Below are 20,043 nucleotides of genomic sequence, written 5' to 3'. Positions count from 1 at the left end.
ATCGTTATGCGTCTAGGAGCTCCAGACTCCAACATCTATACTATTCGTTGTGCATACATGCTCTTGACCGCATAAAATCCGCCATTACCGAGCTGCCTGAATCATAACATCCAGCTCATCTGCCAGCTTACTCCACATCAACGGAGATTGACCGTCCTGAAGCGAACCGAGGATGGCAGCCATGGATTCCTTCAGCTGTTCCTCCAACACCGATCCATGATGCTGCAATGAACGCTCACTCATCCGAACATAGTGGTCCGTCAGCTGCTCTTCCCGAATGCTCACCACACTCGCCACGGCTTCCTTCACCTTCGGCTCTGCTGCTTCACGAAGCTTGGAGCTTCCGCTGCCCTCAAAGAAATGTTTCGGGTTCTTAAAGGTCGGCCAGAAGGACAACCAGTCCCCCTGTATTTGCAATTCCGTTTCTTCCAGCTCCGGCGGTGACCAGTCCTTATCCCGCCGGATAGCAAGAGACAAGCCTTCGCCCATACCGTTGATATCCGCTGCTGCTTTAAGCGCTGCTTCTTCGGTTAATTTGCGACCGGCCATCTCTAATCGAAGCGTTGTTGCCCATAGCTCCTGATCCAGCTCCAAGGATAGCGTCCGCATCAAATCACGTCCGCATGCCGCAAAGGCCGATTTCAGGTGACCTGCATCCTCCCGGAGCACGGAAGGATTAAACGACTCCTGAAAGAAACGGTTCATGGCATAATCCAGCCGCTGCCGTACATGAAACAACAGTTCGCTGCTTTCCTGCGCGATATCGCGGGACATGTTAATCTCCGTCAAAGCCGCAAGGCGGGATAAGGCTTGTTGATGAACCTCTTCCATCTCCACGATTTTACGCTCACGCGTGGTCTCATCCTGGGCTGCCATATCGGCCCATGCCCTGATTCGATCCCTCACCGAAGCCAGTTCATCATAACCCGCGCGCTCTGAAAGCCTTGGCAACTCTTCAACCGCAAATCGACTAAGCGCTCCTTCGAATACAGGGAACCCCGATTCCTTCAATTTTGTTTCATCCCCATAGAGCTTACTATCCAGCGCTGCCAGACTGGAAACAGGGAAGATATGCGGGCTGCCTACCCCACTGGATGTCAAGTTGGTACGAACATGCTTCACCACCTCATCCAGCTCCTCTTCGGATTGTGCAAGGTCTGCGGCATTGACGATAAAAAACATTTTATCCAGAGCAAAACTGTCTTTAACCCTGCCCAGCTGGGACAGGAATTGCCGATCCGCTTTGGAGAAGGCGTGGTTGTAATACGTTACGTATACGATGGCATCCGCGTTCTTAATATAATTAAACGTTACGCCCGTATGCCGAGCATGCAGAGAATCGGCTCCAGGCGTATCCACCAGCACGATCCCTTGCTCTGTCATCGGACAGCTGTAATACAGATCAATCCCGTCAACAAAACAGGATTTGGTTTCGTCCGCCACATAGCCTCGATATTCCACCAATTCTACTGTTTCTGTCGTACCCAGTTTGGACTCCATCACATCAAAGCCGGCGGCGGCGGCCTTCAGAAACCCGTAATGCGGCAAGCCGGCCGGGTGAATACCGGCCGGATTCAATTCTTCAGCCACGCTTCGCCAATTCCCCGGATTCGGTTCTTGGAGACCCAACACGCTGAAGGAGTACTTCAGATCCTCCCACCACATATCGCGGCTCTTCATGCGCACGGCTGCGGTACCATGGGATTTCCCTTCAGCCGGTGCCAGAATCCGGTTCACCGCCGCCGTTGTCGGGTGCGGTGACACCGGCAGGACCGACTCGCCAAGCAGTGCATTGGCGAAGGAGGACTTCCCGGCGCTGAACGCGCCGAACAGCGCCAACGTGAACGAGCCGCCCGCAAGCGCATCCGCGCGGGCGGTCAGATCCCGCGCGGCCGAGACAAGCGCGGGGTGCGGCGCCAGCAGCGCCGCCGCTGCGCGCAGCTCGGCTGCCGCGGCATCCAGCCGCTGGCGCCGCTGCGGTGCCGCCGCCTGCGCAGCGGCGGGGCGGGGCGCCGTGCGCCCTTGCCCCGGCTGCGCCGCCGGGGCGCCGCCCTGGGCAGCCGCTTGCGCGGGCTGCCCTTCCGGCTCCCTCACCTCCGGCAGGAGGCCGGGGGTGAGGGAGGTGCGCGGCGGGAGCAGCTGCGCCAGCTCGGCCGCGCGGGCGGCTTCCGCCTGCTGCAGGCTATCGTAGCTGGCGGAAGCCGCGGATTGCGCCAAGAGCTCGGCGCGCTGGCGCTCCAGTTCCTGCAAACGGACAGTCGCAGCGTCCGTCAATACCGCCTTCAGCCGGTCGGCAAGCACCAACACGGCCCGGCGGTAGCTGCCCTTGATTTCCTCGGCCAGCTCCCGGTTATAGTTCAATACATATTCTCCGGACACTGTCGCTTCCGGATTCACGGTCCGCGTAATCATATCCTCCCGCACACCGGGAAGTTCAGCGTCCATCAAACTCTCCCACTCGGAACTCCACTCCGTATGCTGCTCCACGCTTTTACGGAACAGCGAACGCAGATGCCAATCGATCTGCGATGCGGTCTGTTCCTCCAATCGATGATGGAATGACTCCAGACGACGCCGACGCTCCTCCTCCGTCTTGCCGCCTGTGAACAGAAATCCGACTTTAAAACCACTCTTGCGGCTTTCCAGAAAGGAGAGACTTAAATCCCGAACATCCGCCGGCGTCAAATTGGCATTTGCCAGAAGGGCATCCGCTTCTTTGCGGAGTTCCGTCCGAACGGATTCCGGCAGCAGCTGGGCGGATCTTTTTTGCTCCTCCAGCTCCTGCAGCCGTGCTTTCATCGCCGCAGCTGCCTCCTCGCCACCCATTTCCTCCAGCAGCCGCTCCTTCTCTTCCTGATGGCTGCGGGTATAGGCTTCCACATGCTGATCAGCAGCATGGCGAATAGAGCAGGATACGCTGTAGCGCAGCAACGGTTCCTTATGGGATATCAACTCACCGATCAAAGCCTTCAGCGTTTCCCATTGGTTATAGGGATGGTCCTGAACTTTAAGCGAAGTGCATAACAGCCCTTTATATGTGATCTTCCACTGGACGAACGCCTTCTTCACGTCGTTTAGATAAGAAGACAACGTTAATTCATCATCACGATGCTTGTCAATCTGATTGACGATCAGGTACAGCGGTTTCCCCCAATCCGACAAGCTCTTGGCAAACATCAGATTACTCTCCGACTGTACATGATTATAATCCATGACGTAAAAAACGATGTCAGCCATATGCAGGGCGGAATGCGTGGCAAGCCGGTGCCCGTCATCCGTTGAATCGACCCCGGGGGTATCCATCAAGACGCCATCTTCGCCAAGCAGCGGCACATCATCCCACACTTCAATCGCGGAATACTCCCGGCCCTCCTTGCAGTATTCGGCAAGTTCGTCAATCGTTACCGTTATGGGCTCACCAGGCTCCCCAGCAGATCGGTGAATCAACGCCCGCGGCTCACCGCTTCGGATCGTAACCACATTCGCGCTCGTCGGTATCGGACCTGAAGGCAGCACCTTTTTGCCGCAAAGCGCATTAATCATGCTCGACTTCCCGGCGGAAAAATGCCCGCAGAAAGCCAGCGTTAGCTCGCCGCCTGTACCCTTGCGTATTAAATCCTCAGTCAAAGCGGAGGAAGATTCGTCATTCCACTCCAAGAAACGATCTCGAACTCTGGTTAGTTCCGTCACACTGTATCCGATTTCATGCTCAGCCATCAACTTCAATGTATTTCTCGCTCCTGTCCATTGATCTCTCAATTTCTGACACTATCTATTCACATCATTTTATTTTATCACCGCTTGTGCCGTAAAGGAATCATTGCATTTCATTTTCGGGGGCCTTTCTTGATATGACAGTCCTTATCTATGCAAAATGGCAGGCAAGGAAGTGATCTTCCTTGCCTGCCATTAATCCAAAGCTTCATAAACCGACACATACGGAAGGAATGAGGTGAGAGTTCACACTCGATTACCCTGTAAGCACCAGGTTTATCTCATTTTTTAAAACATCAAATTTGAAGAACTTAAGATACAACGGTGTTTTCTTCTGCCGGAATCAAAATTTCGAAGACATTTCCGTGCTGCAGAATAGTTAATCCGCGTGATTTATCGCGCATGACCACGACTTCGGGCTTCTGTGACATACGCTCCAAATAATGCTCAGGAGCATCCCCGGAATGACTGAACGTCACGCCTTCGACTTCTTGCTCTTCATTCTCACTCAGTTGGTTTTGGCTCTCCACCACATGTTCAAAAATATCTGAGAACAATTCAAAATTGTCGGTGTAAACAGAGATGCATTTCATGTGTAATCCCATCCTCTTTTAAATTTAGCTCATGCCGATCCAGGATACCGTCCTCTTTCACCTCGCGAAAACCGACCTTTGATACTGTTGTTTCCAGATCTCCATTCTCCCATGCGGCTAAAGATAGAAATCCGGAGACAAAGGCAAGCTTTGCGCTTGCTTACAATTATGTCCATTTCGCTAGCTATTCATTAAAGTGCCGTATTCCCGATGAATCAGATGAACCTCTTTTTTGTCTATTTCTTGCTGGTTTTACAATTGTTCCTTATTCTTCCTGACTGCTAAGGTTTTCATACGTTTCTTTCCTTCACGGCAAACATCCAGCAATGGACATACCGGGCATTGCGGATTTTGAGCCTTACAGTGATACCGTCCGAAAAAAATGATCCGATGATGGGTCAGCGTCCATTCTTCACGCGGTACCCGCTTCATCAGCTTTTTCTCCACTTCCAGCACGGAATCTTTCCAGGCGGCCAGTCCAAGTCGCTTGGAAACTCGCTCCACATGCGTGTCAACCGCGATGGCAGGCACACCAAAAGCATTGGAAACGACGACATTAGCTGTCTTTCGTCCAACCCCAGGTAATTTAACCAGCTCATCATGAGCCTCCGGCACCTCACCGCCATACTGTTCGATCAGAATCCTGCACAAATTCTGAATATGTTTGGCCTTATTCCGGTATAATCCGATCCGTCTGATATCCTGCTCAAGTTCCTCGATCGGTACCGATACATAATCCAAAGGCGTTTTGTATTTCTGAAACAGATCCTTTGTCACCTTATTAACCGTTTCATCCGTGCACTGAGCGGACAGCAGCACGGCGATGGTCAGCTCAAACGCATTGCTGTGATTCAGCTCGCAATGTGCATCCGGAAACATGCTCTCCATCGTGTCCAAAATATGCCGTACCGTTGCCGCATTCATATGTTTCCCTCCCGCAAAAAAAAATCTTGATGCGGAAATCCCCGCATCAAGACGGTGTTTCTCGAGCAATCCCAGGTCGATAATTTACTGTTTTACGATCTCAACAACGACACCGTTGTTTAAGTACAGTACAATATTATCATTTTCCTTAAGGGATTGCACGGACAAAGTAGTGTCACCTTGATGAACAAATACTTTATCGGATAATGCATACCGGAAATTATCGTTAATCGATTTGCGCTTCACTTGAATTTCCGTATTGCTTGCCTGCCAGAATGCACGTTCAACCTTCTCCAGAACCTGCACGATCGTTACGCCTTGAATATCTTTTCGAATCTCAACGCGATCTCCAGCGGTCAATGTGCTTAAATTCGAAGCCGTCGAACCATTCTTAACGACTTTGACCCCACCGCTCACGCCTAACGTCTGACTGTTGCCTGAATAATCCTTCACGGTCAGTGCATTTCCGGAAACATCTGCGCTTGTCACTTCGCCAAGCGTCAATTTAACTTCGGCAACCGCGACAGGCGTTAAGCCTTGGAACGTTATATTAACGAGTGCTCCCGGACGCAAGTCATTGAGCAGAATTGCTTGTCCGCTTTCACCGGTAAATATGGTTTTTTCGGTATATATATCGCTTGTAGAACCGTTCGCTTTCACTCGAATCCGATTCCTTGTTGGTTCCGTAGATACCACCTCGAATTGGGCGGAAGTTTTGAGTTTTAAGCTCTGCAAGTAATCCTGATTGTTCGACAGCTGGGCTGACACTTCGTCACCGATCCGTAAATCCGCCAGGGTTACGCCTGATCTGCCGAAGATTTCCACAACCGGACTATTGTAGTATGAGATTTCCTCCACTTTTCCACTAGCGGTCACAATCGAAATCACTCTCTTGGATGTGTTAATGTTGCTGATTTTACCTTCAACTTTATATACCACTTCCAATGAAAGTACGCGGGTACCGATCAGAGAGACACTTACTTTGCGTCCTGAGACAAGCAAAGGTTCCACTCGATCCAGCGTCGTTCCGTAGCTTGATTCCAGCTTTGTCTTGTCATCCAAAACGATCACACGAGGCAGGTTGTTCGCATCCTTAACAGTCAGCCACCTCGTCTTGGCATCGTAGTTTACGACGGTAGCGGCATCCAACTGCTCAATTTGACGCCCCGTTACTTCGATTTTCGAAATCTTTTCCTCACCGTTAATGGTCAGTGTCACTTGGTCCCCGGATACCGCGTCAGCGAGCAAATCGGACAGAACCGGTTTTGCCACGCCACCCATGATGATTTCCGGCTTCTCTGCCAAATACTTCGTTTCGAGCTGTGTACTTCCACTGCGCTTGTAAGTGATTGTCTTTCCGTTTTCTTCAACAGAGTACAGAGTCGCCTGCACGGTACGATCGACGCTTTGCGTGACTTCCAACGACTGAATAACGCTGTTTCTTACCGAAAAGTTCACGGTGTAGCCATTCTTGAGCTCCGCCGGAGCCAAAATTTGATTCTGATAGCGAATAACGGTTGCATCATCCCACGTGTACGTATCCTCATAACCGGTGCTATCCTTAAGGGTTACTCTTTTGTTGGCCGTATCCACGTTCTGAACGATGCCTGCTCCCGTTTTGTTAACCAAGCCGCTCTTTACGCGGATTGAAACGATTTTCTTCTGCGGGCTGTATGTTTCACGTTCAATCGTAAGCAGACTGCCGGCTGCAAGCGTCTTTGGATCGATCTTCGTACCGTTCTGATCCAGGAACACTGTACTTGGGTCGTAACTCAGCTCTTCAAAGGTGCTGCCTGTATCCAGCCAAATGAGGTTGTCCGGCGATAAGCGTGCATACGTGCGGTCAAACCGCTCCACTTGCTGGGTTGGATCCGTAATTTCCACGTAAGCAGCCGTTCCGTTATTCACGACAACCACCGCTTGAGTGTAAGGATTGATCTCCGAGAATTGCAATCTCTTCTCCGAATCGGAGGTGAAATACGCTGTGGAATTATCCAGTTTGAATGAATTCAGCTTGCCATCGGCGTACAGCTCCAACTTACCGTTCTCGATCGCAGCGATGGAGCCTTTGTATTGGTTCTCGTAATTTGTAGTAATATAGGCTTGAGCCCGGCTAAGGAACGTTGCAAGCTGGGCACGGGTAACGGCCCCTTGCGGATCGAACTTGTTGCCGTTCACGCCTTTTGCAAGTCCAAGCTCAACCGCTACATTCACATAACCCAGACGATCCGGGGATATCTTGGCGTTATCCGCAAAGCCTGTCGCTTTATTATTGGCTGCGTTGGCTTCCGCGGTACGTCCAATGGAACGGACAAGCACTTCGGTTATCCATTCCCGGGATGCTTTCTGCGCGCCCCAAATGACTTTCTCATCCGTATATCCGGATTCTTTTTGCTTGTCGAGCAGGTTTTGCTGAAAAGCCAGTTCAACATACTTCGTAAAATAATCATTCACTTTAATATTTGTCGGTAATGTCGCAGCGCCGCTGCTTAATTGATCCTGCTTGCTTAAGAAACGGATCGCCATGGTTACAGCTTCCTGCTGTGTTACTGGATCGTTCGGACGAAACTTTCCGTTATTTCCGGTCACGATCCCCTGTGCTGCTAATTGATAAATATACTTCTCTCCCCAATATCCGGCATTAACGTCACTGAATCCGTTAATGGCCGTTTGGCCGACATTTGCCGTTGTCGCATTTGCCGTTTCTTCATCTGCCGAGACGATCGAAGCCCCGCCTCCGAATGCTATAAGTCCGGCCATGACGGCGGAGACCACTTTTTTGGAATGAACATGTTTGCTGTGTCTAAGTACCATTTTCTTTCCCCTCTCAATAACTACTGCTTCATCATATACTAATATTCGACAGCAGATCGTGATCTCCTTCAACCATCATTACCGAGTCATTGGATTTTCCAAATCGACATGACCCATTAACGATTCGGTCTGCTGACCATCCACCAGAATTTGAAGTGATTTTACTTCTTCAAACTGGAAAAAAGTTTTTTTGATCGCATCGACAGCAAACGACTCTCCGCCTGCACCCAGGTTGGCTTCGTCCGGGACCGTCACATCGAGTGTCAACGCCCCGTTTTCAAATTTCAGGGAATTCAGCCCGATTTTGTCCCACAGAGGAATCATTTCGGCATTACCACTCTTCTGCAATGCTTGATAAGCCGCTTCGTATTTTTCTTGATCTTCTTTATACGAAATTTCTGCCGTACCTTCTACCAGCTCCATCATATCAGGATCCGTGTAATAGGCTTTGATGCTCTCGGTTTTCGCTTCCGGCGTTGTCACTTCGCTGCCGCTGCCCGTAGACGATCCACCTGATCCATTCGACGTTCCATTATTACTCTGTCCTGTCTGATCATCAGGTGCAGGCGTTACTTGCCCAGGCGTATTGTCCGGGGCCGCTCCGGGTTTCTGTCCACAACCAGCACCAATCAGCATTACGGCTGCCAGTAGGCCAGCCGACCATATTTTTTTATTCAAAAGTAGCCACCTCCTGCAATCACGATACCTGTCGTATCGTTAATCAACCTTCAAATAATTTTTGATGCCTCTGACAATGGCCTCTGCCACGCGATCCTGCGTTGCCGGATCAAATAGCTTGCTCTCATCGGTCTTGTTGCTCACGAATCCGACTTCGAGCAAGGCACCGGGCATTTTCGTCTCACGAATAACATGGAAATTACCATACCTCACTCCGCGATCCTTTAATCCCATGGCCTTGACGATCTCTTTATGGAGTGCATTCGCCAGCGCCTTGTCAGATTCATGGTAGTAATACGTTTCGGTTCCGCTTGCAGTGGAAGGGCCACTATTAGCATGTATCGATATGAAAACATCAGCCTTCAGATCATTCGCAATTTTTGCGCGTTCCTTCAGCTCGAGGAAAGTATCGTTACTGCGAGTTAAAACGACTTCGATATTTTGTTCTTTGGCCAACAGTTTCTCAACTTTCAGCGCCATTGCCAGGTTGAAATCCTTCTCCCTCTTCTTCGTTACCCCGATTGCTCCCGGGTCGTGATCTCCATGACCCGCATCAATGACCACGAGTTTCTTACCACCTGTACCAGGTACCGGGTTAGAGCCCGTATTCAAATCCACAATGAACAGGCCCGATCCGTTCTCAAGGCCTGAAACGGTGTAATTCTTGGCGTAGTTGAGATCAATGACAATGCGCACGGTCATCGGATTGCTGTTGTACAAGGAGTAACGTACGGATTTGACATCCGGATATCCCGTTACGTCCATCTGACCGGTCTTCATCACGTCATCAAAGCTGGCGTTACTGCTGAACGTATCCGAGAAATTCGTGTTCACCATATCGATGACTATACGGTCCGGATTGCTAAGCTTTGATACATTCGGCTTCGCAGAGCCCGTAACGGCGACCATCAGCCTGTTTTCGCTGAAACTGATACCGTCCACGGTCGACGTAGTTACGCCGGGTTCTTCACCAGGGTTACTCCCGTCATAAGACGAGGTCAGATAAACTGCCTTTTGCGCGTTATCCCATCTTACTTGAAGACCCATCTGCTCACTTACAAAACGGAGGGGAACCAGTGTTGTTCCTTCGCGAAGAACGGGTGCTTTGGTCATTTGTATACGTTGACCGTTGATGTCAGCTTGCTGACTTCCAATCACCATCGTTACTGTCTGCGAGCCGTCTTGTACAGTTACCGTCTTGGCTGCCTTGCTCCAGTACACGTCAAATCCCAGATTCTCGGAAATGACACGGATCGGAACCATGACTGTACCGTTATTGTTCTCGACCTTCACGCCAGATGACAGATTGATTTGTTGGCCATCCAGGTAAATCTTTGCGCTGTACGAACTCGCATCCGCCATTTTAGGAAACGCAATCATGATGACAACAAGAAACATTAAAAAACCGAACTTCTTCATCCTTCACCCCTACCATCCTATTATTTTGCCATAGATTGGCGTTCCTGCACTCGGCCTGTCCGACATTACCTGACAACCTATAGACGCAAAGTCACACTGAAAGTTGCGAAATTGTTCCCTTTTTACCAAAAAAACACCTATTTCAAAAACCGAAATAGGTGTTTAGTCCTTCGTATGAATTTCACAAATAGTTCTTTATGTCTATTTCCGGGTCATTGGATGCTCTAGCTCAACATGTCCCATTAAGCTTTCGATCTGATTACCGTCTACTAGCAATTCCAGAGACTGCACCTCATCGAACTGGAAGAAGGTTTTCTGCAAGGCATCAATCGCAAACATTTCCCCTCCGGATCCGAGGTTGGCTTCGGCTGGTTTGGTGATATCCAGCGTCAAAGCTCCTTTATCAAACTTAAGTGACTTCAGCGTAATCTTATCCGACCATAGTGGACTTAGTTCGGCATCACTGCTCGTTTGAAGTCCTTCAAAGGCTTTCTTATATTTATCTTCTTCACCCGAGTACGTGATTTCTTTGCTTGCCTCTTTCAGATCCATCATCTCGGGGTCCGTATAATAGAGTTTAATATTGGCCTTCTTCGCTTGGTCCTCCGTTGCATTCACATCCTTTGTATCCACAGGCGTTCCAGTACTTTCACCGGTTGTATTCTGCGGCGGTGTGCTTGCTCCCTCGCCCGCGTTTACTGATGTTGCGTCATCTTCCTTATGATCATCAGCAGCCGTCCCCCCCGGATTATCCTGCGGCGTTTGTACTTCTCCTGCTTCTGTCTCCGGATTTGTGTCGGCAGGGGCTGCTGTCGGCTTCTGTCCACAGCCGGCACTAAATGCAAGCAGTAGCGCCAGCAATCCTGTCATCCAATATTTTTTGTTCATGACTTTCGTCCCCCTCTAGGTTCATCAAATCTTGTACACATTATTGTACTTGAAGATATTCTTTAATACCCGCTACAATACCTTGTGCAACACGATTCTGGAAATCGTCATTAAACAACTGGGCTTCGTCACCCTTGTTGCTCAAAAAGCCAATCTCGAGCAGGACGGCTGGCATCTTCGTTTCTCTCGTAACATGAAGATTGCTGTACTTAGCGCTGCGATCTTTCAAACCTGTCGCTTTGATCAGATGTTTATGCATAATATTCGCCAAGGATTTGCTTGAATCTCTCGTATACAGAGTTTCGGTACCATTCGGACTGCTGGTCGTGCTGCTGTTGGCGTGAATGGATACGAATATATCTGCATTCAGATTATTCGCGATCTTAGTGCGATCACTAAGTTCAAGATGAGAATCATCACTGCGAGTCATCACGACATTGAGATCTTTCTCATTCTTCAGAAGTGCTTCAACCTTCAGAGAAAGATCCAAATTGAAAGATTTCTCCGTCTTTCCTGAAATACTAATCGAGCCAGGCTTGATTCCTCCATGACCGGCATCAATGACAACCGTCTTCTTGCCGTTGGCGGTTACCGGCGGAACTGGAGGCACGAGGATATCCCCTTCGGCGTTCAGATCAACAATAATGAGCCCCGCTTCTTGGGTTACCCCATAACTTTTAGGACCTGTCAGGTCGATGACAATACGCGCGGTTGACGGATTGTCACTGAACATGGCATATCGTACATTCATAACGTCAGGATAATCCGTGATTGCCATCGAACCGCCGCTTTGTGCATTCGCTGCATGTCCATCCAAGAACGAAGAAGAGAAGACGGTATTTGGAAGATCGATCACAATCCGGTCCGGTCCCGTTATGCTGGATACTTTCGGCGTAACCGTACCATCTGTAGCAATCATCAACCGGTTGTCGCTAAAGCTAAGCCCTGTCATTGCAGCCTGGTTTCCTGATTCGACAGGCGGGGGCGTTTCACTGCCCGAATGGTTTCCGTCAGCAGGATCAACCTCTCCTTCAGAAACCGTTGGAATGGAGCTGGAGAGGAACACAGCCTTTGTTTGGTTGTCCCATTTCACATCAAGCCCCATCTGCTCACTCACAAACCGGAGCGGCACAAGCGTGTTCTGTCCATTTAAGACAGGGGCCAAGTTCAGTTCAACCTGGGCACCGTTCATCTCAGCCTGTTGGCTGCCGACCACCATACGAACAGCCTTCTCACTGTTCTCGACCGTTACCGTTTGACTGGCCTTCTCCCAACCTACCTTGAACCCGAGATTCTCGGATACCACGCGGATCGGAATCATCACGTTACCTTTCATGTTGGCTACCTGAACGCCCGAAGACAAATTCAATGGTTCTCCGTCAAGAAAAATGCTTGCATTTGAAGAACTGGCTTCGCCACTTTTCGGAAACGCCAGCAAGAAGACTATCAACATCATTACAAACCCTAACTTCTTCATGAATCCACCTCGATCATCCCATGATTAAATTTGAAAAGCAAATCTAGCAAAAAACTAAAAATATGTAAATCAGCACATTCCCGACAACACGCCGCCGGACAAATACTGACATAAAACAGTGGTTTCTCTTGGCTATCGCTGCATATTAATTCCATAATACCAAAAAAAACTTCCATTTCCTACACAGGAAATGGAAGTTTAATAATCTTGTAACCTTTTGCCGTGTAATTACGAGATTAAGCGAACAGACGCTCCCCATGCTTCTTCTCGTAAGCATCGATTGCACTTTCATGCTGCAGTGTCAATCCGATGTCATCCAGTCCTTGAAGCAGGAATTGACGGCGGTGCTCGTCGAGATCAAAGTCAATATGGAGTCCTTGATCATCTGTAATCGTTTTGCTCTCCAGATCGACGTTCAGCTTATAACCTTCTGTAGCTTCTGTGCGCTGGAACAGTTCCTCCACTTGCTCCTCCGACAGTTTGATCGGTAGAATCCCGTTCTTAAAGCAGTTATTGTAGAAAATATCAGCAAACGATGGAGCGATGACCACGCGGAATCCGTAGTCGAGAATCGCCCAAGGGGCATGCTCACGGGAAGAGCCGCAGCCAAAGTTGGCACGGGAAATCAGGATGGTTGAGCCTTGGTAGCGGGGCTGATTCAGCGAGAAGGTGTCGATATTGCCTCCCTCTTCATCAAACCGCCATTCGTAAAACAGAAACTGTCCAAATCCTGTACGTTCAATCCGCTTCAAAAACTGTTTCGGAATAATGGCGTCCGTATCTACATTCACCCGGTCCACAGGTGCGACTATACCGTGTAATTTCGTAAATGCTTGCATAAACTTCTCCTCCGTCCTTCTTAGCTCACAACTTCTTCGGCTACAAAGTTCCAGTCACGTACATCCACGAAGCGCCCTTTAACCGCAGCTGCCGCTGCCATAGCCGGCGATACGAGATGCGTTCTGCCGCCCCGGCCTTGGCGTCCTTCGAAGTTACGATTGGATGTGGATGCGCAGCGCTGGCCCGGCTTCAGTACATCCGGATTCATCGCGAGACACATACTGCAGCCTGCTTCACGCCATTCGAAACCCGCTTCAACAAAAATTTTGTCGAGCCCTTCTTGTTCAGCCTGGATCTTCACTCGGCCTGACCCTGGAACAACGATGGCCGTTACATTGCTGGACACTTTATGTCCCTTCGCTACAGCTGCTGCTGCACGCAAATCTTCAATGCGTCCATTCGTGCAAGAACCGATAAAGACATAATCGATCGGAATCTCGGATATTGGAGTCCCTGGCACGAGGGCCATATACTCCAGAGCTTTCTCCGCTGCCTTGCGCTCATTCTCGGTCTTGAAATCCGCAGGGTTAGGAACCGTTGAGGAAATGCCAGTACCCATTCCCGGACTCGTTCCCCAGGTCACTTGTGGGATCAGAGATTCTACATCGAACTCGACCACCACGTCGAACTCGGCTCCTTCGTCTGTGACAAGGTTTTTCCAAGCTGCTACTGCAGCATCAAAAGCTTCACCTTGCGGAACATGTTGACGTCCGCGCAAGTATTCAAACGTCGTTTCATCCGGAGCGATCATGCCCGCTCTGGCTCCCCCTTCGATGGACATGTTACATACGGTCATGCGCTCTTCCATCGACAGTTCGCGGATCGCTTCACCCGTATACTCAATAACATAACCTGTTGCAAAATCAGTACCGTATTTCGCGATCACGCCAAGGATCATGTCCTTAGCCGTTACGCCCGGATTGCGGCGACCGACAAAACGCACTTCCATGGTCTTCGCTTTCGCCTGCTGCAAACATTGGGTTGCCAGCACATGCTCAACCTCGCTCGTACCGATACCGAACGCAAGTGCGCCGAATGCACCGTGAGTGGATGTATGGCTGTCTCCGCACACAATCGTTTTGCCTGGATGCGTTAAACCAAGTTCCGGCCCCATTACGTGCACAACGCCTTGATCAATCGTATCGAGATCATACAGGGTAACGCCAAAATCCTGACAGTTCTTGGTCAGGGTATCAATTTGCTGCTTCGAAATCGGATCCGTAATGTTAAAACGGTCTTTCGTTGGCACGTTGTGATCCATCGTTGCGAAGGTCAGTTCAGGACGGCGTACTTTACGGCCGCTAAGACGCAAACCTTCAAATGCTTGCGGGGAAGTTACCTCGTGAACCAAATGCAAGTCGATGTACAAAATACCCGGTTTACCTTCTTCTTGATGAATAACGTGGTTATCCCAAATTTTCTCGAACATTGTCTTCTTACTCATCATCATCACCCCATTGTTCTTTACGTCCATGAGAAGATAATTGCTTGTTATCTTCTTTTAAGGAAGATCTACAACGCATCATCTTTACGTTGATAGTAATATATCATTTCCTTCTTCATTGTTCCAAGATATAATATCTATAGATGTAATAGGATTCAGCTATAACGGAGTGATGCTTAAATGGAACTGAGACAACTGCAATATACGCTGCAAATCGCGGCGGATAAAAATTTCTCCCGTGCCGCGGAGAAGCTTCATATCGCCCAGCCTTCCTTGAGCCAGCAGCTCTCCAAGCTGGAGAAAGAGCTCGGCGTGCTGCTGTTCCAGCGCAATACGAGCAACGTTGAGCTTACCCATGCCGGAGCCAGCTTTGTCGAGCATGCACAGAAGATTATGGACGCCGTCGAGCAGCTGAAACAGGAGATGTCGGACATCTCCCAGCTTCGTAAGGGCAAAGTCGTAGTCGGCAGCATGCCGATTACAGGTTCTCACCTGCTGCCACGGGTTTTGCCAGCCTTTAAAAAGGGATATCCGGATATTGAGATCACCTTGTTGGAAGACTCCTCCATGAACCTGGAGAAGCTGACGGCCAGCGGCAAGGCCGATCTTAGCCTCCTTGCGCTGCCGCTGTCCGAGCCTTCGCTGTCCTGGATTCCGATCGGTGAGGAAATGATCGATTTGGCCGTTCCTCCGCAGCATCCGCTTGCGCAGCGGGCAGCCTCTGATCCCGTTCGGCCCATTACGATCGACGAAATCCGGAACGAAGCATTTGTTGTCCTCAAAAAAGGACAGGGCTTCCGAAAGCTTACCTTTGATATATGTCGGGAGGCCGGCTTTGAACCGAACGTTGTCTTCGAGAGCAACAACATCGAGACGCTCCAATCTCTGGTCGCAACCGGAATGGGCATAACGCTGGTGCCTCGTTTTATCGCCCGTGCGAAACGCAGCGAGTTTATTCCGGTCTACTTGCCGCTCGCTGATCCGGTTCCGAGCCGTACGCTGGTCGTGGCTTACCGTAACGGCCGGTATCTGTCCAAAGCCGCGGATGCGTTCATTGATACGTTCAAGCAGGTTATGGACAAGCTGGTTGTGGAAAGCGTTCAAGATTAATAAACGCAAATGAATGCAGCCCCTATACAAATAAAGAGGCATAACCATCGTCGAATGACAGTGGCTATGCCTCTTTTTCTCCTGAAAGTAAAACGGTTACCCATTTCATCATAGACGGAGGTTTATTTGCGCAAATTATGCTGATCAATCAATCGGTTCTGTTCATCGGCAGTACGGGACTGATCCTGAATCGATTCATTCTTCCCGTTGCCGCCTCCGGCAACATTCTCAACAAAGCTGCGGAACTGTTGTTTCTGTTCTTCTTCCTGCTCATGGTTTTGGCTGTCGAATTGGTTGTTCTCTGCCATCATTCAAAGCCTCCTCTCAGACGGATTACCCATAGTATACCCGCCTCTGCCCAGATGAAACTTCATTTTTAGAGGAGTTTAACCATAAACACTTTATTGAAAATACAAATTCGGACGACGGTCTTCAAAAACCGGAATACGTCCTCTGACTTCATCCGTAAGACGGCAATCCAGCGTACCGGTCAGGATCATTTCCTGCTCATCCCCTTCGGCAATGACCTCACCCCACGGATCGATGATCATGGAGTGACCGAAAAAGTCCGTTTCTCCGCTGGTTCCTACTCGATTGCACGCAACGACATACATTTGGTTCTCGATCGCTCTGGCCATGAGCAGCGTTCTCCAATGATGCAGCCGCGGGTGCGGCCACTCCGCAGGCACAAACAGCACTTGAGCGCCGCTGAGTGCAAGGGTGCGGGACAGCTCCGGGAACCGTATATCGTAACAGATGGACGCGCCCGCTTTCAATTGTTCCAGCTCAAAGGTTACGGTATGCTGTCCGGCTTGCAAATGCTTCTCTTCATCCATCAGACGGAACAAGTGAATTTTAGAGTATTTGGCGATCTGCTCCCCGCTCCGGTTAAACACATACATGGTGTTATAAATCCGATCTTCGATTCGTTCGGCTACAGATCCGCCAACGATTTGGATGCGGTGTTTTCGCGCAAATTCACTCAGCATCCGCGAGGTTTCCTGCCCCATGGGATCGGCAAGCTCTTGAATCCGGTCCAGCGCATACCCCGTATTCCACACTTCCGGTAGTACTATGACGTCCGGCTTCATATCAGCCGCTGCGGCCTGCTCCATCATGCCGAGCATTTTATTCATATTAGTATTCACGTTTCCTATTTCAATATCAGCTTGGATAAGTGCGATATTCAATTGAGCCTTTGCTTCTCTAGTCATCTTGCAGCCTCCTGTTATTCCGGTTGAATCCAGCATCGGCGCCGCTGTGATCAATATATCAACGAACGGGCTATTTTACAGGTTTCATCCATTCTCCTTATGTCATCATCATAGCCTCCTCAAGCCTGGTGCCGCAATACCCAAGCTCCATTTCCCTCTATACACCCCTGATAAATCGTGTTAAATTAATCCTAATTGTTTTCAATATCAGCTGCATTCGAGTGTAATTAGATAACGGAGTGATGAAACTGCAATGAACAAAAAATTAAACGAATTCCAAATAGAGCCGGCCGAGATCATGTCCCAGCTGCCCACGCAATTTTTCGCGACCTTGGTCTCCAAGGTAAACCGCCAAGTGGCGCAGGGACTCGATGTAATCAATCTGGGGCAGGGAAATCCCGATCAGCCCACACCGTCTCATATCATATCCAGCTTGAAAGAAGCGGCCGACAATCCGCAGTTTCACAAATATTCGCCTTTTACCGGCTTTTCCTTCCTTAAAGAAGCCATTGCGCATCGATATAAGGAAGACTACAATGTTGATCTCGATCCGGAGACAGAGGTAGCGATCCTGTTTGGAGGAAAAACAGGTCTCGTACAGCTGCCGCAAGTGCTTCTGAACCCGGGCGATGTATGTCTTGTCCCGGACCCCGGTTATCCGGATTACTGGTCAGGCGTTGCACTGGCCCGTGCCCAAATGAAATTCATGCCGTTAACCGCAGCTAACCGGTTTCTTCCCGACTATGGTGCGATCTCATCTGCAGACCGAGCAAAAGCGAAGCTGATGTTCCTGAATTACCCGAATAATCCGACATCCGCCGTCGCTCCCCTGTCCTTCTACGAGGATACGGTGGCATTCGCCGCCGAACACGGGATCGTGGTAGCCAGTGATTTTGCTTATGGAGCGATTGGGTTTGATGGTGATCGTCCAGTCAGCTTTTTGCAGGCAGAAGGCGCCAGAGAAGTTGGCGTAGAATTCTACACCCTCTCCAAAACCTATAATATGGCCGGATGGCGTGTTGGCTTTGCCCTAGGGAACAAAAAAATCATCTCGCTGATCAATATGCTGCAGGACCACATCTACGTCAGCCTGTTCGGCGGCATTCAGGCTGCAGCGGCCACTGCTCTCACATCTTCGCAAAACTGCGTTGAAGAGCTGGTGGCACGCTACCAATCGAGAAGAGACACATTCTATGGCGCCCTGTCCGAAATCGGCTGGGAAGCCCAAAAACCAGCAGGCTCCTTCTTTAGCTGGCTGCCCGTCCCGAAGGGCTTTACCTCGGTATCTTTTGCCGACCTGCTGCTTGAGGAGGCCAAGGTGGCTGTTGCGCCTGGTGTCGGCTTTGGCGATCACGGCGAAGGATATGTCCGCGTCGGCCTGTTAAGCAGCGAAGAACGAATGCGGGAAGCCGCCTCCCGAATCGGCAAGCTGAACCTGTTCGGTTAACCTAATTCCTTTTGAAAAAACAAAAACGATGTGCTATTCTTGCAGTAACAATTGAATGCAGTTTTCAAAAACGCAAAGACGGGACCAGTACGAAAGCATAGGGCACGATGACCAGAGAGCGAATTCCATGGGCTGAAAGAATTTGCCGTGACCCCCTTTCCGAATCCTACCCCCGAGCGGCCTGGCTTGCCAGGACAGTGCCTTCTGTTACAGGGTTAAAGCCGGATGAGCTGCGCTCATCAACAAAGGTGGTACCGCGGAAGTTAAACTTTCGTCCTTTTTCATACAGGACGAAAGTTTTTTTATTTTCAGGAAATGGATTCGTTTCAGCTATACCAACTAATCATATATACAAGGAAGTGATCACGATGCTATCCCGCATCGTCGTAAAAATTGGAAGCAGCTCCCTGACGACAGATGAAGGCGGACTTAATCTTGATTCTGTCGCCTTCTTTGCCGGAGAACTTGCCGCGCTCCGCAAGGCTGGTCATGAGGTTCTGCTCGTAACATCCGGCGCCGTCGCAGCAGGCTTTCGGGAGATCGGCTACGAGAGTAGACCCAAGCTACTGCATGAGAAGCAAGCATCAGCAGCCCTTGGCCAAGCGCTGCTGATGCTTGTATACCAGAATGCGCTGGCCTCCCATCAATTGAAGGCCGCGCAAATTCTGTTAACGAGAACGGACTTCGCGAACCGCAAACGCATGAATAATGCCAACATGACGATTACGGAGCTTCTGAAGCAAGGCGTTATTCCGATTATTAATGAGAATGATACCGTTTCGATTGACGAACTGAAATTTGGTGATAACGATACGTTATCCGCGCTGGTAGCGAACTTGGTCCGCGCCCAGCAATTAATCATCCTGACCGATACGGACGGTTTGTACACGGCTGATCCACGCAAGTCGCCGAATGCAACAAAATATGAGGAAATTGATGAAATCACGGGTGAGATTTACAGCATGGCAGGAGGCGCTGGCTCCAGCGTAGGTACAGGCGGTATGCGATCAAAAATCGATGCTGCCAAAATCGCCACCCGCGGCGGTGTCCCCGTCTTCATCGGAAAAGCCAACGAGACCGGGGATTTGCTTAAGGCGTTTAAGCATGCAGGCAAAGGAACTTATTTTGCCACCCACCTCTCCTCCCTGCCGATGAAAAAGCAATGGCTCGGCTTTATGTCCTCGCCGTTAGGCCGGATCGTTGTTGATCCGGGCGCCGAGACAGCGCTGATTCATGGAGGTCACAGCCTCCTTCCCGTTGGCATTAAACGGATCGAAGGCAGCTTCCATGCAGGGGACGTGGTGGAAGTCGTTAATATGAACAACGAAACGCTCGGCAGAGGGATCGTCAATTACGATGAGGACCAGCTGCAGGCCGTGCTCGGAATGCCAAGCAGTAAAGTGATCGGCATCATCGGGGAAATCCATCGACTTGAGGTCATTCACCGCGACGAATGGATCACGTTAAAATAAGCGGATTGC

General features: G+C 50.0%; 15 protein-coding genes. 3 read left to right on the top strand and 12 right to left on the bottom strand.

What is annotated here, in order from left to right:
• Positions 1 to 84 precede the first annotated feature (84 nt).
• From NYE54_RS12980 to leuC, 10 genes are all read right to left on the bottom strand, one after another.
• Positions 85 to 3,717, bottom strand: coding sequence for a dynamin family protein (locus NYE54_RS12980; RefSeq protein WP_339273482.1), 3,633 nt, complete (start codon positions 3,715 to 3,717; stop codon positions 85 to 87).
• 308 nt (positions 3,718 to 4,025) lie between these two features.
• Positions 4,026 to 4,307, bottom strand: a complete 282-nt coding sequence (locus NYE54_RS12975) for a hypothetical protein (RefSeq protein WP_015734596.1) — start codon at positions 4,305 to 4,307, stop codon at positions 4,026 to 4,028.
• A gap of 252 nt (positions 4,308 to 4,559) precedes the next feature.
• On the bottom strand, positions 4,560 to 5,231 hold the full coding sequence (gene nth, locus NYE54_RS12970) for an endonuclease III (RefSeq protein WP_076321029.1): 672 nt from the start codon (positions 5,229 to 5,231) through the stop codon (positions 4,560 to 4,562).
• Between the two features lie 84 nt (positions 5,232 to 5,315).
• Positions 5,316 to 8,045: an S-layer homology domain-containing protein gene (locus NYE54_RS12965; RefSeq protein ID WP_339272236.1), complete on the bottom strand. Its 2,730-nt coding sequence runs from the start codon at positions 8,043 to 8,045 to the stop codon at positions 5,316 to 5,318.
• 78 nt (positions 8,046 to 8,123) lie between these two features.
• Positions 8,124 to 8,723 carry a GerMN domain-containing protein gene (locus tag NYE54_RS12960; RefSeq protein WP_339272234.1) on the bottom strand — a complete coding sequence of 200 codons (600 nt, stop codon included), beginning with the start codon at positions 8,721 to 8,723 and terminating at the stop codon, positions 8,124 to 8,126.
• Between the two features lie 39 nt (positions 8,724 to 8,762).
• On the bottom strand, positions 8,763 to 10,142 hold the full coding sequence (locus NYE54_RS12955) for an N-acetylmuramoyl-L-alanine amidase family protein (RefSeq protein ID WP_339272233.1): 1,380 nt from the start codon (positions 10,140 to 10,142) through the stop codon (positions 8,763 to 8,765).
• Positions 10,143 to 10,343: 201 nt separating this feature from the next.
• Positions 10,344 to 11,030, bottom strand: a complete 687-nt coding sequence (locus NYE54_RS12950) for a GerMN domain-containing protein (RefSeq protein ID WP_339272232.1) — start codon at positions 11,028 to 11,030, stop codon at positions 10,344 to 10,346.
• Between the two features lie 40 nt (positions 11,031 to 11,070).
• A complete protein-coding gene (locus NYE54_RS12945; RefSeq protein WP_339272230.1) occupies positions 11,071 to 12,507 on the bottom strand; it encodes an N-acetylmuramoyl-L-alanine amidase family protein in 1,437 nt (478 codons plus the stop codon).
• Between the two features lie 236 nt (positions 12,508 to 12,743).
• Positions 12,744 to 13,346 carry a 3-isopropylmalate dehydratase small subunit gene (gene leuD / locus NYE54_RS12940; RefSeq protein WP_076321023.1) on the bottom strand — a complete coding sequence of 201 codons (603 nt, stop codon included), beginning with the start codon at positions 13,344 to 13,346 and terminating at the stop codon, positions 12,744 to 12,746.
• A gap of 20 nt (positions 13,347 to 13,366) precedes the next feature.
• Positions 13,367 to 14,791 carry a 3-isopropylmalate dehydratase large subunit gene (gene leuC, locus NYE54_RS12935; RefSeq protein WP_076321329.1) on the bottom strand — a complete coding sequence of 475 codons (1,425 nt, stop codon included), beginning with the start codon at positions 14,789 to 14,791 and terminating at the stop codon, positions 13,367 to 13,369.
• 180 nt (positions 14,792 to 14,971) lie between these two features.
• Between leuC and NYE54_RS12930 the strand changes: the two genes are divergently transcribed.
• On the top strand, positions 14,972 to 15,901 hold the full coding sequence (locus NYE54_RS12930) for a LysR family transcriptional regulator (RefSeq protein WP_339272226.1): 930 nt from the start codon (positions 14,972 to 14,974) through the stop codon (positions 15,899 to 15,901).
• A 122-nt stretch (positions 15,902 to 16,023) separates the two neighbouring features.
• Here NYE54_RS12930 and NYE54_RS12925 read toward each other — a convergent pair whose 3' ends face one another.
• Positions 16,024 to 16,209, bottom strand: coding sequence for a hypothetical protein (locus NYE54_RS12925; RefSeq protein ID WP_076321328.1), 186 nt, complete (start codon positions 16,207 to 16,209; stop codon positions 16,024 to 16,026).
• 93 nt (positions 16,210 to 16,302) lie between these two features.
• Positions 16,303 to 17,115 carry a carbon-nitrogen family hydrolase gene (locus tag NYE54_RS12920; protein ID WP_339272223.1) on the bottom strand — a complete coding sequence of 271 codons (813 nt, stop codon included), beginning with the start codon at positions 17,113 to 17,115 and terminating at the stop codon, positions 16,303 to 16,305.
• Positions 17,116 to 17,368: 253 nt separating this feature from the next.
• Between NYE54_RS12920 and NYE54_RS12915 the strand changes: the two genes are divergently transcribed.
• Together NYE54_RS12915 and proB are read left to right on the top strand one after the other, a co-directional pair.
• A complete protein-coding gene (locus NYE54_RS12915) occupies positions 17,369 to 18,562 on the top strand; it encodes a pyridoxal phosphate-dependent aminotransferase (RefSeq protein ID WP_339272221.1) in 1,194 nt (397 codons plus the stop codon).
• Between the two features lie 368 nt (positions 18,563 to 18,930).
• On the top strand, positions 18,931 to 20,034 hold the full coding sequence (gene proB / locus NYE54_RS12910) for a glutamate 5-kinase (protein WP_339272219.1): 1,104 nt from the start codon (positions 18,931 to 18,933) through the stop codon (positions 20,032 to 20,034).
• Positions 20,035 to 20,043 lie beyond the last annotated feature (9 nt).

Source organism: Paenibacillus sp. FSL K6-1330, assembly GCF_037976825.1.
Lineage (GTDB): Bacteria > Bacillota > Bacilli > Paenibacillales > Paenibacillaceae > Paenibacillus_AQ.
This window is presented reverse-complemented; position numbering and strand designations above follow the sequence as displayed.

Excerpts from the sequence above, each read along its gene's own strand:
- NYE54_RS12980 (WP_339273482.1), bottom strand. The coding sequence starts at position 3,717 with ATGGCTGAGCATGAAATCGGATACAGTGTGACGGAACTAACCAGAGTT.
- NYE54_RS12975 (WP_015734596.1), bottom strand. The coding sequence starts at position 4,307 with ATGAAATGCATCTCTGTTTACACCGACAATTTTGAATTGTTCTCAGAT.
- nth (WP_076321029.1), bottom strand. The coding sequence starts at position 5,231 with ATGAATGCGGCAACGGTACGGCATATTTTGGACACGATGGAGAGCATG.
- NYE54_RS12965 (WP_339272236.1), bottom strand. The coding sequence starts at position 8,045 with ATGGTACTTAGACACAGCAAACATGTTCATTCCAAAAAAGTGGTCTCC.
- NYE54_RS12955 (WP_339272233.1), bottom strand. The coding sequence starts at position 10,142 with ATGAAGAAGTTCGGTTTTTTAATGTTTCTTGTTGTCATCATGATTGCG.
- NYE54_RS12950 (WP_339272232.1), bottom strand. The coding sequence starts at position 11,030 with ATGAACAAAAAATATTGGATGACAGGATTGCTGGCGCTACTGCTTGCA.
- NYE54_RS12945 (WP_339272230.1), bottom strand. The coding sequence starts at position 12,507 with ATGAAGAAGTTAGGGTTTGTAATGATGTTGATAGTCTTCTTGCTGGCG.
- leuD (WP_076321023.1), bottom strand. The coding sequence starts at position 13,346 with ATGCAAGCATTTACGAAATTACACGGTATAGTCGCACCTGTGGACCGG.
- leuC (WP_076321329.1), bottom strand. The coding sequence starts at position 14,791 with ATGAGTAAGAAGACAATGTTCGAGAAAATTTGGGATAACCACGTTATT.
- NYE54_RS12930 (WP_339272226.1), top strand. The coding sequence starts at position 14,972 with ATGGAACTGAGACAACTGCAATATACGCTGCAAATCGCGGCGGATAAA.
- NYE54_RS12925 (WP_076321328.1), bottom strand. The coding sequence starts at position 16,209 with ATGGCAGAGAACAACCAATTCGACAGCCAAAACCATGAGCAGGAAGAA.
- NYE54_RS12920 (WP_339272223.1), bottom strand. The coding sequence starts at position 17,115 with ATGACTAGAGAAGCAAAGGCTCAATTGAATATCGCACTTATCCAAGCT.
- NYE54_RS12915 (WP_339272221.1), top strand. The coding sequence starts at position 17,369 with ATGAACAAAAAATTAAACGAATTCCAAATAGAGCCGGCCGAGATCATG.
- proB (WP_339272219.1), top strand. The coding sequence starts at position 18,931 with ATGCTATCCCGCATCGTCGTAAAAATTGGAAGCAGCTCCCTGACGACA.